This is a genomic window from Streptomyces sp. bgisy159 (genome assembly GCF_057707805.1).
The window spans coordinates 23,264-36,902 of the sequence record NZ_JBYIQX010000018.1 but is presented as its reverse complement, the minus strand read 5'-3'; the positions used below and the strand labels follow the sequence as shown (position 1 = coordinate 36,902).

Here is a 13,639-nt window from a genome sequence, read left to right as displayed (position 1 = left end):
AACGGCTGCGGATCCGCCCGCGCACCCGCGCCTGGGTGGTGCTCCTGGCCACCGTGTTCGCGCTGCTCCAGCTCGCGAACGTCACCGGCCGGGACACCCCCGACAGCGGCAACTACCTGTCGTACGCGCTGTCCCTGCGCGGCTGGGACAAGCGGGCGGTGGCCGCCGCCACCATCAACTACGGGTGCGCCGGGCGGGCCTCGTGGGCGGCCCGGCGGCAGAGCGTGGACGTGATCCGCTTCCGTCGGCCCGACCCCGCCGCGCGGGTCATGGCCGAGTGCCGGGCCGAGCGGTGGCGCCGCGTCGAGGCGCGGCTGCGGGCGGGGCAGACCGGCGGGCACACCGTGCCGTTCACCCGGGAACGCTTCATGCGGATCTTCGAGGCGCGGCCCGGCTATCCGGTGTTCCTGCTACCGTTCCTCACCCTGTTCGGGGTGACGTGGGGGGTGTGGGCGGCGGGTGTCGCGGTGACCGTGGCGGGCGGGCTGCTGGCGTTCCTGGTGCTGCGGACGCTGCGCGCGCCGGCGCCGGTGTGCCTGGCGGGGCAGGGCCTGTACTACGTGCTGCCGTGCGGGACGACCGCGATGCGCCCGATGGCCGAGGGACTGATGCTGGCGCTGACGCTGGCGGCGGTGTGGGGGTGCGCGCTGGCGCTGACCGGCCGGGCGCGGGCGGGGCTGTGGCTGGTGGGCGGCTCCCTGGCGGCGCTGTTCACGGTCAAGCACTCGCAGGCCCTGTTCCTCGGGCTGTGCCTGGCGGCAGCGGCGGGTCTGCTCCTCGTGCGGCGCCGCGGGCGCGGCGGTGGGGCGGGGGCCGGGGGCTCACGTCCGGCGTGGGCGCTGGCGCTGACGGGCTGCGGCGCGGTCCTCGGCACGCTGCTGCTGGCGCGGCTGCTGCACCTCCCGTCGACCGCGGAGAGCGTGCAGGACCTGCTGACCGGTCACTTCACCCGTCCGGACCGGGCCCGGCCATGGCCGGAGCTGCTGGAGCTGGAGGGCCACTTCTGGGTGGAGTGGCTGCGCCGGCAGCTGTGGCAGCCGCTGTTCCTGGTGGCACTGGCGGGCGGGGCGTGGGGGGCGGCGCGGCGGCCCGCGGCGGGGCTGTTCGTGGCGGCCGCGGCCACGACCGGGTTCCTCACCCAGGCGGGGCACCCCGACATCACCATCTGGGGCGACCGGCTGATCGTCCTGGCGTGGCTGCTGCCGGTGCTGGGACTGCCGCTGCTGCTGGAGCCGGCGGTGCGCGCCCGGGTGGTGGTGCCGGCGCAGGAGCGGGCCGATCGGACTCACTCGTTGAGGTGACGGGCGCAAGGCCGTTGACCGGGACGGGAACATACGGCCAATGCGCCCTACCTCCCTTTCGCGGTCCGTCCGGTGAGCGCCGGTGTCCTGATCCGGCGGCCGGTGCGCGGTGCGACGGCGCTGCGCGGCGGCCCCCGGTGGCGTCCGAGCCCGTACCAGGCCGCCGGAGGCCTGTTCCTGCTGGTGATGACGCTGGCGTACTGGCGGGTGCCGCTGTGCTGCGACGCCGGCCAGCACGCCGCGGTCGTCGAACGGCTCGCGGCCGACCTGTGGCATCCGCGCCACCCCACCGCGGACCTGCCGGGCGCGGGCAGCCCCTACTACTCGCCGTACGCGGTGGCCGAGGGCGTCCTCGCCCGGCTGACCGGGCTGTCCGGCTGGGCGGTGCTGCGGGTGGCGGGCCCGGTGAACCTGCTGGTGCTGCTGACGGGCGTCGGGCGGTTCGTGCGGGTGCTGACGCCCCGGCCGTGGGCGCCGGTACTGGCGCTGGCCGCGATGACCCTGCTGTGGGGCACCGAGCGGGCCTGGTGGAGCGGCTTCCTCGGGCTGATGTCGATGACCGGCAACCTCGGCTATCCGTCCACCTTCGCCATCGGCCTCGCCTTCTGGGCGTGGGCGCTGACCGGAGCGCGGGCGCGGGACGCCCGGCGGGTGCGGTTCGTCGGCCCGAGCGGGCGGCGCGGCCTGATCGGGTACGCGGGGCTGGGCGGCCTGTACGGGCTGATCCTGCTGGTCCACCCGATCACGGCGGTGGCGGCGGTGCTGGGCGCGCTCGCGTGTGTCGCCGGATGGCAGCGCGGGTGGGGCGCGGCGGTGGCCGGCCGCTGGGCGCTCACCGGGGCGGTGGCCGTGGTGCTGGCGGCCGGCTGGCCCTACTTCGACGTGTTCGCGCTGGCCGGCGACACCAGCGTGGACGCGATGCACCGGCGGCTCTACGACGGCCTGGCCGGGCACTTCTGGCTGGCGCTGCTGGGGCTGCCGGCCCTGTGGGCGCGGGCGCGCCGGGCCGCCTCGCCGGGCGGGCCGGCGCTGTCCGCGCTGCGGGATCCGCTGGTGCTGATGTTCGCGCTGGACGTGCTGGTGGTGACGTACGGCTGGGTCAGCGGTCACTACACCTACGGCCGCATCCTCGGTCTGACGCTGGTGGCGCCGCAGTTCGCGCTGGCCGTGGAGCTGGCGGCGCCCCGGCCGTGGCGTCCGGCGCGCCGGGTGCTGGGCGTGGCCGCGGCCGGGGCGGCCGTGCTGGGGTTCGGGACGGTGCAGGCGGGTGCGGTGGTACCGCGCGCCCTGGACCCGGTGGGTTTCGAGCAGCCGCCGCACTGGCCGGCGTACGACTGGGCGGCCCGCTACATCCGGCCCGGCGAGGTGGTGGTCACCGACGGGTACTACGCGATGCACGCCATCGCCGGGTACGGGCCGAACCTCGCCGCGCCGGCCTGGCCGGACGCGGCCGTCGACGAACGGGAGCGGCTGCGGCGGCTGGCGGACATGCGCGCGTACCTGTCGCCGGCCTCGACCCGCGCGGAGCGCGCGGCCATCGCCGAGCGCCGCCACATCCGCTGGCTGCTGCTGACCCGGTGGCAGCGGGTGCCGGCCGAGGCGGTGGTGGTGGCGTGGAGCGAGCGGACGGGGGAGGTGCTGGCCCGCGTGGGCTGAGCCCGTCCGCCGCCCCCGGGTGAGGCCGGTCCGTCGGTGCCGGGGCGGGTTCCCCCGTCGCCCCGGCACGGCCTACTCGATGACGAGGTCGACCTCGATGTTGCCGCGGGTGGCGTTGGAGTAGGGGCAGACCTGGTGGGCCTGCTCGACGAGCTTGCGGCCGGTCGGCTCGTCCACGGTGTCGGGGAGTTCGACGCGCAGCGTCACCTGCAGCCCGAAGCCCTCGCCCTGCTTGCCTATGCCGACCTCGGCGGTGACGGCGGCCTCGCTCACGTCGACCTTGGCCTGGCGGCCGACGAGGCCGAGGGCGCTGCCGAAGCAGGCCGCGTAGCCGGCGGCGAACAGCTGCTCGGGGTTGGTGCCCTGCCCGTTGCCTCCGAGTTCCACCGGCATGGCGAGGGCGAGGTCGATCGTGCCGTCGGAGGAGACGGCCCGGCCCTCGCGGCCGTGGGTGGCGGTGGCGACGGCGGTGTAGAGCGCGTCCATGGATGAACCATCCCTCTTGAGTCGGTGTCCGGACCGGGTGTCCGGATGGATCGAGTGTCCGGACCGGGTTCCGGCGGGCCGGGCGGTCCGTGCGACCACAAGTAGAGCACACAATTAAATTGCACACAACCGAATGGCGCGCAGCGCTACCCTGGAGACATGAGCGCGACCCCGCCACCCCTCGACGAGCAGAACTGGCTGCGCCTTGACCGGCAGATCTGCTTCTCCCTGCACGCCGCCTCGCGCGCCTTCAACGGCGTCTACCGGGTGATCCTCAAGGACCTCGGGCTGACCTACCCGCAGTACCTGGTGATGCTCGTGCTCTGGGAGGAGGGCGAACTGCCGGTCAAGGAGCTGGGGGCCCACCTGCGACTGGACTCCGGCACGCTGTCCCCGCTGCTCAAGCGGCTGGAGGCGGCCGGTCTGGTGGTGCGCGAGCGCAGCGCCCGCGACGAGCGCTCGGTGGTGGTCCGGCCGACCGCCGAGGGCACGGCGCTGCGCCGGCGGGCGGCCGGGGTCCCGCACCGCATCGTCGAGGCGACCGGCTTCGACGTCGACCAGATCCGCGCGCTGCGCGAGCGCCTGGACACGCTGACCGCCGCGCTGGACGCGGCGGTGGACGCCACGGGGGCCCCGACGGCCGCACCGGCCGCCGCGGAGGGGACGGCGGGGTGAGCGGGCGGTCCCGCGCCGCGTCACGCGGGGGCGTGACCCTGCGGGCCGCCGCGCCCCCTGCTTCACTGTGACCCTGAGCAACACCGCAGCCGGGGGGCCACCGAAGCCGACCGACGAGGGGAACGACCGCGGATGACCTGGCTGATCACAGGCGGCGCCGGATACATCGGCTCCCACGTCGCACGGGCCATGACCGAGGCCGGCGAGCGGGCGGTGGTGTACGACGACCTGTCGGCGGGCGCCGCCGACCGGGTTCCGCAGGGCGTGCCGCTGGTGGTGGGCTCGATCCTGGACGGCGGGCGCGTGGCCGACGCCCTCGCCGATCACGGCGTCACCGGGGTCGTCCATCTGGCGGCGCGCAAACGGATCGGCGAGTCGATGGACCGGCCGCTGCACTACTACCGCGAGAACGTGGAGGGCCTGCGCGTCCTGCTGGAGGCGGTGGTCGCCGCCGGCGTCCCGTCGTTCGTCTTCTCCTCCTCGGCCGCTGTGTACGGCATGCCGCACACAGCGGGGAACGACGCGCTGGTGACGGAGGAGACGCCGTGCGTGCCGCTGTCGCCGTACGGCGAGACGAAGCTGGCCGGCGAGTGGATGGTGCGCGCCGTGGGCCGGGCGACCGGGCTGTCCACCGCCTCACTGCGTTACTTCAACGTCGCGGGCGCGGCGAGCCCCGAGCTGGCCGACACCGGTGTCTCCAACATCGTCCCGATGGTCTTCGAGAGGCTCACGGAGAACGCCCCGCCGCGCATCTTCGGCGACGACTACCCCACACCCGACGGCACCTGCGTCCGCGACTACATCCACGTCGTCGACCTGGCGGAGGCGCATGTGGCCACCGCCCGCGCCCTGCAGTTCTCGCCCGGCCGCCACCTCACCCTCAACATCGGGCGGGGTGAGGGCGTGTCGGTGCGCGAGATGATCGACCTGATCAACGCCGTCACGGGCTACGACCGGCCGCCCACCGTCACCCCGCGCCGCCCCGGCGACCCGCCCCGCGTCGTCGCCTCCGCCGACCGCGCCGCCACCGAACTGGGCTGGACCGCCAAGTACGACGTCCAGGACATGGTCGTCTCCGCCTGGGAGGGCTGGATCCGCCGCCATCCGGAGGCGGCACTGGTCTAGAGCCCTTCTGCCGCCGGTGCCGGTGCTGGTGCCGGTGCCGGTGATGGCGCGCCGGTGCTGGTGCTGGCGCCGGTGCTGGTGCCGGTGATGGCGCCGGTGCTGCTGCTGGCGCCGGTGCCGAGTGGGGGGTCAGAGCGCCTTGAGGGCGGCCGTGGTGGTGCGGGCCAGGGTGGCGAGGTAGTCCTTGGGCAGGCGGGGGCTGCGGATGACGACGGAGCGCCAGTAGAGGGGGCCGGAGATCAGGTCCAGGGCCAGTTCCCCGTCCGCGCCCGCACGGACCTCGCCGCGCCCCTGCGCCGCCGCGACGATCTTCACCGCGACGCCCTCCTGTCCGTCCCGCAGCGCCTTCTGCAGGGCCTCGGCGATCTCCGGGCTGCGGGCCGCCTCGGCCTGCAGGTCGGGGATGATCTGCGAGGCCACGGGGTGGCGCAGCGCCCGCGACGTCACCTCGTACAGCATCCGCAGATCGCCCTCCAGGCTGCCGGTCTCCGGGGCGGGCAGGCCCTGCACGGCGATCGCCGACACCACGTCCAGGACGAGGTGCAGCTTCGAACGCCAGCGGCGGTAGACGGCCGTCTTGCCGACGCCGGCGCGGCGGGCGATGCCCTCGATCGACATCCGCGCGTAGCCGGCGGCGGCCAGTTCCTCGAAGACGGCCGCCCGGATGGCCTGCGTCACGTCCTCCCGCAGCACGGCCGCACCCGCGGGGCTCCGGCGGCGCGGACGTGGCTGGGGTCCGTCGGCGTTCGCGGCGTTCGTCGTCATGCCGCCCAGCATAGGGCGTTACGACGATACGGTTGCGTTCCGACGCAGGCGGGCATACGCTCCCGTTGCGACGATACGGACCCGTCCCGACGTAAGAGCGCGGGAAGAAAACGGGAAGAGAAACGCGCGCCCCCTCCCCCACCGAGCGAAAGCAGCGGATGTGACTCAGGTCCTCGACACACCGCCCCCTGCGACGGTCCTTGATCCCCCGCACCACCCCCCGCACGAAGACCTCGCCGCCCTGGCGGCCCGCCACGGCCTCTCCGTCAGCGGCGCCCGGCCGTCCCTGCCGGAGTACGTCCGCCAGTTGTGGGCGCGGCGCCACTTCATCACCGCGTTCGCCACCGCCAAGCTCACCGCCCAGTACAGCCAGGCGAAGCTCGGCCAGATCTGGCAGGTGATGACGCCGCTGCTCAACGCGGCGGTCTACTACTTCATCTTCGGCGTCCTCATGGGCACCCGGGACGGCATCGCGGACTTCGTCCCCTTCCTGGTCACCGGCGTGTTCGTGTGGACCTTCACCCAGAGCTCGATCCTCGCCGGCACCCGGGCGATCTCCGGGAACATCGGCCTGGTGCGCGCCCTGCACTTCCCCCGGGCCGCGCTGCCGATCTCGTTCTGCCTGCAGCAACTGCAGCAGCTGCTGTTCTCGATGTGCGCCCTGCTGGTCATCCTGTTCGCGGTCGGGGTGCCCCCCGCCCCGTCCTGGCTGCTGGTGGTACCGGCGCTGACCCTTCAGTTCGTGTTCAACACCGGTCTGGCGATGGTGATGGCCCGCCTCGGCGCCAGGACCCCGGACATCGCCCAGCTGATGCCCTTCGTCCTGCGCACCTGGATGTACGCGTCGGGCGTCATGTTCAGCATCGACAACATCGTCAGGAACCACGCCGACCTGCCCGGCTGGGCCGTGGAACTGCTGCGGGCCAACCCCGGCGCCCTCTACATCGACCTGATGCGGTTCGCCCTCATCGACAGCTTCCACGCGGACCAGCTGCCGCCCCACGTGTGGCTGACCGCGGCCGGCTGGGCGCTCCTCGCGGGCGTCGGCGGCTTCATCTACTTCTGGAAGGCTGAGGAGACGTACGGCCGTGGCTGACAGCACCGCGCACCCCGACGAGCCCGTCCCCACCGTCGTCGCCGACGGCGTCGACATCGTCTACCGCGTCAACGGCGCGTCCGCCGGCCGGGGTTCGGCGACCGCCGCGCTCAGTCGCATCATGCGCCGCGGACCGGTCGAGAAGGCCTCCGGCACCCGCCTGGTGCACGCCGTGAAGAACGTGTCCTTCGTCGCCTACAAGGGCGAGGCCATCGGCCTGATCGGCACCAACGGATCCGGCAAGTCGACCCTGCTGAAGGCCGTCGCCGGCCTGCTCCCCGTGGAGCGCGGCAGGATCTACACCGACGGCCAGCCCTCCCTCCTCGGCGTCAACGCCGCCCTCATGGGCGACCTGACCGGCGAACGCAACGTCCACCTCGGCGGCCTGGCCATGGGCATGTCCCGCGAGCAGATCAGGGCCCGTTACCAGGAGATCGTCGACTTCTCCGGGATCAACGACAAGGGCGACTTCATCTCCCTGCCCATGCGCACCTACTCCTCCGGCATGGGCTCGCGGCTGCGCTTCTCCATCGCCGCCGCCAAGGACCACGACGTCCTGCTCATCGACGAGGCCCTCGCCACCGGCGACGCCAGGTTCCAGGCCCGCTCGGCCGACCGCATCCGCGAGATGCGCGCGCACGCAGGCACCGTGTTCCTGGTCAGCCACAGCAACGGCACCATCCGCGACACCTGTCAGCGGGTGCTGTGGCTGGAGCGCGGCGAACTGCGCATGGACGGCCCCACGGACGAGGTCATGCGCGAGTACGAGAAGTTCACCAACGTCGGCAGGAAAGCGGCCTGACCCGCCACCCGGCCCACACACGAGCGGGGGCGCCCCGGCCGACACGGCCGGGGCGCCCCCGTCGTCACGACGCCGACGGTCAGGAATGCGTACGCAGCAGGGTGCGCATCGTCCGCATGGCGACCGACAGGTTGGCCAGGTCGAACGTCTCCGAGCTGCGGATCTCCTCCAGGGTCGCCCGCGCCCGGCCCAGGATCGCGGCGTTCTTCTGCTCCCACGCCTTGAACCGCTGCTCCGGCGTGGAAGTGCCGTTGCCGACGGCCAGGACGTCCGCCGTCAGCGCCGCGTGCGCCGCGTACAGGTCCTCACGGATGGAGGCACGGGCCATGGACTGCCAGCGGTCGCTGCGCGGCAGCTCGATGATGCGGTCCATGAGCTGGGTGATGTGCAGCCGGTCCGCGAGGTCGTAGTACACCTCGGCGACGTCCAGCGGGTCCCGGCCCATGCGGTCGCCCACGGAGACGATGTCCAGCGTCGGGAACGCCGAGGAAAACCCGGCCACCCGCGTCGCCAGCTCGTCGGTGACGCCGGAGCCGGTCAGCTCGTCGTAGATCTGCTGGTACCAGTCCAGGTCCGCGCCGCGCAGCAGCTTCGGCAGCTGCGTCCACACCTGCTCGACCCGGTCGGCGAAGAAGTCGACCGTCTCGGCCAGCTCCAGCGGCTGCGGCCGGTTGTTCAGCAGCCAGCGCGTGCCGCGCTCGACGAGACGCCGCGAATGCAGCCGGATCCGGGTCAGCACGTCGGCCTCGACCCGGTTGTCGAGCGCCTCGACCCCGTCCCACACCGGGGCCTGCCGGAAGATCGTCCGGGCCACGGTCTGCGCCCGCACGATCTCCTCCAGCGAGGCCCCGGTCTCCTCCCGCAGCCGGTGCAGGTACGTCGTACCGCCGGTGTTGACGGTGTCGTTGACCAGCACGGTCGTGGTGATCTCGCGGCGCAGCGGGTGGCTCTCGATGTGCTCGGAGAACCGCTCGCGCAGCGCCGTCGGGAAGTACGCGTACAGCAGCCCGCGCAGGTGGGGGTCCTCGGGCAGCGAGGTCGCCAGCAGCTCCTCGGAGACCGTGATCTTCGTGTACGCGAGCAGGACGGCGGTCTCCGGACCGGTCAGGCCCTGCCCGGCGGCGAGCCGCTCACGGATCTGCCGGTCGGTGGGCAGGAACTCCAGCGCCCGGTCGAGGTGGCCCTCGCGCACCAGGTGCTTCATGAAGCGCTGCTGCGCGTGCAGCATGTCCTTGGACTGGGCGAGCGCGTTGGCGATCGCCGTGTTCTGCGCGTAGTTGTTGCGCAGGACGAGCCCGCCCACCTCGTCGGTCATCTCGGCGAGCAGCTTGTTGCGCTGCTTGACGGTCATGTCGCCGTCGGTGACCACCCCGTTGAGCAGGATCTTGATGTTCACCTCGTGGTCGGAGGTGTCCACGCCCGCGCTGTTGTCGATGGCGTCGGTGTTGACCTTGCCGCCGGTCTGCGCGAACTCGATGCGGCCCAGCTGGGTCAGCCCCAGGTTGCCGCCCTCGCCGACGACCTTCACCCGCAGGTCGGCGCCGTCGACGCGGATGGCGTCGTTGGCCTTGTCGCCGACGTCCGCGTGGGACTCCGAGGCCGCCTTGACGTACGTGCCGATGCCGCCGTTCCACAGCAGGTCCACCGGGGCCGTGAGGATCGCCCGCATCAGGTCGGCCGGCGTCATCTTGGCGATCTTGTCCTCGATGCCGAGGGCCTCACGGATGTGGCTGTTCAGCGCGATGGCCTTCGCACTGCGCGGGAACACCCCGCCGCCCGCCGACAGCAGCTCCGTGTCGTAGTCCGCCCAGCTGGAACGCGGCAGCTCGAACAGGCGGCGGCGCTCGGCGTACGAGGTCGCCGCGTCCGGGTCCGGGTCGATGAAGATGTGCCGGTGGTCGAACGCGGCGACCAGCCGGATGTGCTCCGACAGCAGCATGCCGTTGCCGAACACGTCACCGGACATGTCGCCGACGCCGACGACCGTGAAGTCCTCGCTCTGCGTGTCCACGCCCAGCTCGCGGAAGTGCCGCTTGACGGACTCCCAGGCGCCGCGCGCGGTGATGCCCATGCCCTTGTGGTCGTAGCCCGCCGAGCCGCCGGAGGCGAACGCGTCGCCCAGCCAGAAGTCGTACGACTGCGCGACCTCGTTGGCGATGTCGGAGAACGTCGCCGTGCCCTTGTCGGCGGCGACCACCAGGTAGGTGTCGTCACCGTCGTGCCGGACCACTCCGGTGGGCGGGACGACCTCGCCCGCCACCATGTTGTCGGTGATGTCGAGCAGCGCCGAGATGAACGTCCGGTAGCTGGCGACGCCCTCGGCGAGCCACGCGTCGCGGTCCGCCGCCGGGTCCGGCAGCTGCTTGGCGACGAACCCGCCCTTGGCGCCGACCGGCACGATGACGGTGTTCTTCACCATCTGCGCCTTGACCAGGCCGAGGATCTCGGTGCGGAAGTCCTCCCGCCGGTCCGACCAGCGCAGACCGCCGCGCGCAACCTTCCCGAACCGCAGGTGCACGCCCTCGACGCGCGGCGAGTACACCCAGATCTCGTACGCCGGGCGCGGCGCCGGCAGGTCCGGGATGGCCTGCGGGTCGAACTTCATGGAGACGTAGTCGTGCGGCGTGCCGTCCTCGGTCTCCTGGAAGAAGTTGGTGCGCAGCGTCGCCTTGATGACGGTGAGGAACGACCGCAGGATGCGGTCCTCGTCCAGCGAGGCCACCTGGTCGAGCGCCGCCTCCACCTCCTCCAGCAGCGCGTCCACGATCTCGTGGCCGGCCCGCTGCCGGTCCGGCGACATCCGCGCCTCGAACAGGGAGACCAGCAGCCGGGTGGTGTGGACGTTCGTACGGAGGGTGTCCTCCATGTAGTCCTGGCTGAACGTGGAACCGGCCTGGCGCAGGTACTTGGCGTACGCGCGCAGCACCATCGCCTGCCGCCAGGTCAGCCCGGCGCCCAGCACGAGCGCGTTGAAGCCGTCGTTCTCCGCCTTGCCGGTCCAGGTCGCGGCGAACGCCTCCTGGAAGCGCTCACGGGCGTCGTCGGCGAGGTAGTCGCCGCTTCCGTTGGCCGCCTTGGCGAGCATCGACCTGGGGATGCGCATGCCGAAGTCGTAGATCCACGCGTGGCTGCGGTCGGCGCAGCGCAGCTCGTACGGCCGTTCGTCGATGACCTCGACGCCGAGCCGGTTCAGGACCGGCAGGACCGCCGACAGGGAGACGGAGTCGCCCTTGCGGTAGATCTTGAAGCGGCGCTCGTCGGGTGCGGCGCCCACCGGCTCGTACAGGCTGAGCGCGAAGTCGCACTGCTCGTCGAGCTGTTCGAGGTGGACCAGGTCGGCGACCGCCGCACGAGGGGTGTGGTCGGCCTTGTAGCCCTCGGGGAAGGCGTTGTTGTAGCGGCGCAGCAGCTCGGCGGCGCGCTCCTCGCCGAACTCGGCGCCCAGCGCCTCGGTGAATCCGTCGGCCCAGGAGCGGGCGGCCTCCACCAGCCGCGCCTCGATGCGCTCCTTGTCGCGGTCGCTGAGCTCGGGCAGCTCGGTGCCCTGCGGGACCCGCACCACGAAGTGCAGCCGGGACAGGATCGACTCGGTGTTCCAGGCGGTGAAGTCGACGCTGGTGCCGCCGAGCTCCTCCTTGAGGATGTCGATGATCCGCAGTCGCACACCGGTGGTGTAGCGGTCCCGGGGCAGGTAGACCAGCGCCGAGTAGTAGCGGCCGTACTCGTCCTGGCGCAGGTACAGCCGCAGCCGGCGGCGCTCCTGCAGGTACAGCACCGACGTCACGATGGAGCGCAGCTCGTCGACCGGCGTCTGGAACAGCTCGTCGCGCGGGTACGTCTCCATGATCTGGAGCAGGTCGCGCCCGTCGTGGCTGTTGGGCGAGAAGCCGGCGCCCTTGAGGACGGCGTCGACCTTGCGCCGGATGACCGGCACGCGCAGCACCGACTCGGTGTAGGCGGCCGAGGAGAACAGTCCGAGGAAGCGCCGCTCACCGACGACGTTGCCCTCGGCGTCGAACTTCTTGACGCCGACGTAGTCCAGGTAGGAGGGGCGGTGCACGGTGGCCCGGCTGTTGGCCTTGGTCAGCACGAGCAGCTTGTGCTCGCGGGCCTTGGCGCGGGCGTCGGCGGGCAGCCGCTCGAAGGAGGGGCTGACAGGGTGGCTCTCGTCGTCGGCGTGGTGCGGGTCGGAGCGCAGTATGCCGAGGCCGGTGCCGGGCACCGCGGCCAGCGAGTCGTCCTCGCGCAGCTGGTACTCGCGGTAGCCGAGGAAGGTGAAGTGGTCGGCGGCGAGCCAGCGCAGCAGCTCGCGGGCCTCCTCGATGTCGGGGCCGGGCAGGTCGCCCGGGACGGACTCCTCCTCCAGGTCCTCGGCGATGCGCAGCGCGGCGTCGCGCATCTTCTCCCAGTCCTCGACGGCCTCCCGGACGTCGGACAGGACGCGCAGCAGATCGGCGGTGATCTGCTTGAGGTCGGCGCGGTCGGTCTCCCGGTCGGTCTCGACGTGGATCCAGGACTCGACGTGGGCGTCGTGGGGCAGCGTGGCGGCCGGCGGCGGGGTGCCGAGCACCTCGACGAGCTTGCCGGTCACATCCCGCCGCACGACGACCTGCGGGTGGATGACGAGGTGGATGCCGCGGCCCTGCCGGGTCAGCTCGTTGGTGACGGAGTCGACGAGGAAGGGCATGTCGTCGGTGACGACCTCGACGACGGAGTGGCTGCACGTCCAGCCGTTCTCCTCGACGGTGGGGGTGTGCACGCGGACGTTGGCGGTGCCCTGCGGCCGGTTCTCGGCCAGCCGGTAGTGCGAGAGCGCCGCTCCGAAGACATCGACCGGGTCGCGGTCGGTCAGGTCCTCCGCGGCGGTGTGCAGGTAGTAGCGCTGGAGGAACGAGAGCACGGATTCGGTGTCCGGGGTGTCCGGGGCGCCCTCGCCCGTCGTCCCGGTCGGTAGGTGCCCCCCGACCGGGCTGTTCTCAGCGACCCGGGCGGCCCTTTCGAGCAGCTCGGCCTTGGCTTCGTCCAGCTTGGTCTGCATTGTCCTCTGGCTCCTGTCGCGCGCCGTTGCGTGACGTAGAAAGAAGTACGGTCTCTGCCCCTGCGGCACGACGTCGCGGCGCGGGGTGTCCGTTCCGCTCGGGCGCCGGGCCGTGGGGGGAGATGAGCGGGCGGGCATCGGCCCTGTCCTGACCTCGCGGCGGCCGGTGCGCCACGGTCGGCGCCGGTCCCGTCCGAGGTGGGTACGGCGCCCGGGGTCCCCTGAGGGTCCCGACCCGCCCGTGAGGACCAGCGACCGCCGCCCGGTGACGGAGACGGTCCGTACACGCCGGGCGCAGAGCAGGGGCACCGTCGCCCCCGCGAGCTATCGCGCTGATCACGCCCCTAAGGCTATCGCTCCCTACGGGTGCCCCGTCATGAGCCGTATGTGTACAAAACAGGGGGCGGAACTTTGACGTTCTGCACAGGGGATCCGCGGCTGAACATGTGCGGTGGCGGCGAGACGGCGGGGCAGGGGTCGACGGGCCCACCTCGGTCGGCGCACTCTGAAAGCGACCGCGCCCCTCGGCAGGAGGGCCGGCAACCGGCGCGTTGCCCCTGGCAGTGCGCGGAGCCCGGCCCGCGGCGGCGTCCGCGGCACGGCTCCGGGCACGGCTGCCGGCACCGCGCACGACACCGCCCACGGGACGGTCCACGGCACCGCCCACGGCCCGCGACCCACGGAGGAGTCCCGCA

At 72.6% G+C, this 13,639-nt stretch carries 9 protein-coding genes; 6 read left to right on the top strand and 3 right to left on the bottom strand.

The window, feature by feature from the left end; genetic code table 11:
* Window positions 1–11 precede the first annotated feature (11 nt).
* Window positions 12–1,301 carry a hypothetical protein gene (locus tag AC3ET3_RS18970; RefSeq protein WP_435612545.1) on the top strand — a complete coding sequence of 430 codons (1,290 nt, stop codon included), beginning with the start codon at window positions 12–14 and terminating at the stop codon, window positions 1,299–1,301.
* Window positions 1,302–1,373: 72 nt separating this feature from the next.
* Window positions 1,374–2,957, top strand: a complete 1,584-nt coding sequence (locus tag AC3ET3_RS18965) for a hypothetical protein (RefSeq protein ID WP_432133334.1) — start codon at window positions 1,374–1,376, stop codon at window positions 2,955–2,957.
* A 72-nt stretch (window positions 2,958–3,029) separates the two neighbouring features.
* On the opposite strand, the gene AC3ET3_RS18960 is transcribed toward AC3ET3_RS18965, so the two are convergent.
* A complete protein-coding gene (locus AC3ET3_RS18960; protein WP_432133335.1) occupies window positions 3,030–3,443 on the bottom strand; it encodes an organic hydroperoxide resistance protein in 414 nt (137 codons plus the stop codon).
* A 159-nt stretch (window positions 3,444–3,602) separates the two neighbouring features.
* On the opposite strand from AC3ET3_RS18960, the gene AC3ET3_RS18955 reads away from it, so the two are divergent.
* Both AC3ET3_RS18955 and galE read left to right on the top strand, forming a co-directional pair.
* On the top strand, window positions 3,603–4,118 hold the full coding sequence (locus AC3ET3_RS18955) for a MarR family winged helix-turn-helix transcriptional regulator (RefSeq protein WP_432157351.1): 516 nt from the start codon (window positions 3,603–3,605) through the stop codon (window positions 4,116–4,118).
* 132 nt (window positions 4,119–4,250) lie between these two features.
* On the top strand, window positions 4,251–5,243 hold the full coding sequence (gene galE, locus AC3ET3_RS18950) for a UDP-glucose 4-epimerase GalE (RefSeq protein ID WP_432133337.1): 993 nt from the start codon (window positions 4,251–4,253) through the stop codon (window positions 5,241–5,243).
* 129 nt (window positions 5,244–5,372) lie between these two features.
* Here galE and AC3ET3_RS18945 read toward each other — a convergent pair whose 3' ends face one another.
* The gene (locus AC3ET3_RS18945) at window positions 5,373–6,008 is read right to left on the bottom strand and encodes a TetR/AcrR family transcriptional regulator (RefSeq protein ID WP_432133338.1); all 636 of its coding nucleotides are present in this window, start codon (window positions 6,006–6,008) and stop codon (window positions 5,373–5,375) included.
* Between the two features lie 160 nt (window positions 6,009–6,168).
* On the opposite strand from AC3ET3_RS18945, the gene AC3ET3_RS18940 reads away from it, so the two are divergent.
* Both AC3ET3_RS18940 and AC3ET3_RS18935 read left to right on the top strand, forming a co-directional pair.
* A complete protein-coding gene (locus AC3ET3_RS18940) occupies window positions 6,169–7,104 on the top strand; it encodes an ABC transporter permease (protein ID WP_432133339.1) in 936 nt (311 codons plus the stop codon).
* Window positions 7,097–7,906, top strand: coding sequence for an ABC transporter ATP-binding protein (locus tag AC3ET3_RS18935; RefSeq protein ID WP_435612520.1), 810 nt, complete (start codon window positions 7,097–7,099; stop codon window positions 7,904–7,906). Before AC3ET3_RS18940 ends, AC3ET3_RS18935 begins: the two co-directional genes overlap by 8 nt.
* A gap of 79 nt (window positions 7,907–7,985) precedes the next feature.
* Here AC3ET3_RS18935 and AC3ET3_RS18930 read toward each other — a convergent pair whose 3' ends face one another.
* The gene (locus AC3ET3_RS18930; protein ID WP_435612519.1) at window positions 7,986–12,944 is read right to left on the bottom strand and encodes an NAD-glutamate dehydrogenase; all 4,959 of its coding nucleotides are present in this window, start codon (window positions 12,942–12,944) and stop codon (window positions 7,986–7,988) included.
* Between the last annotated feature and the right edge of the window lie 695 nt (window positions 12,945–13,639).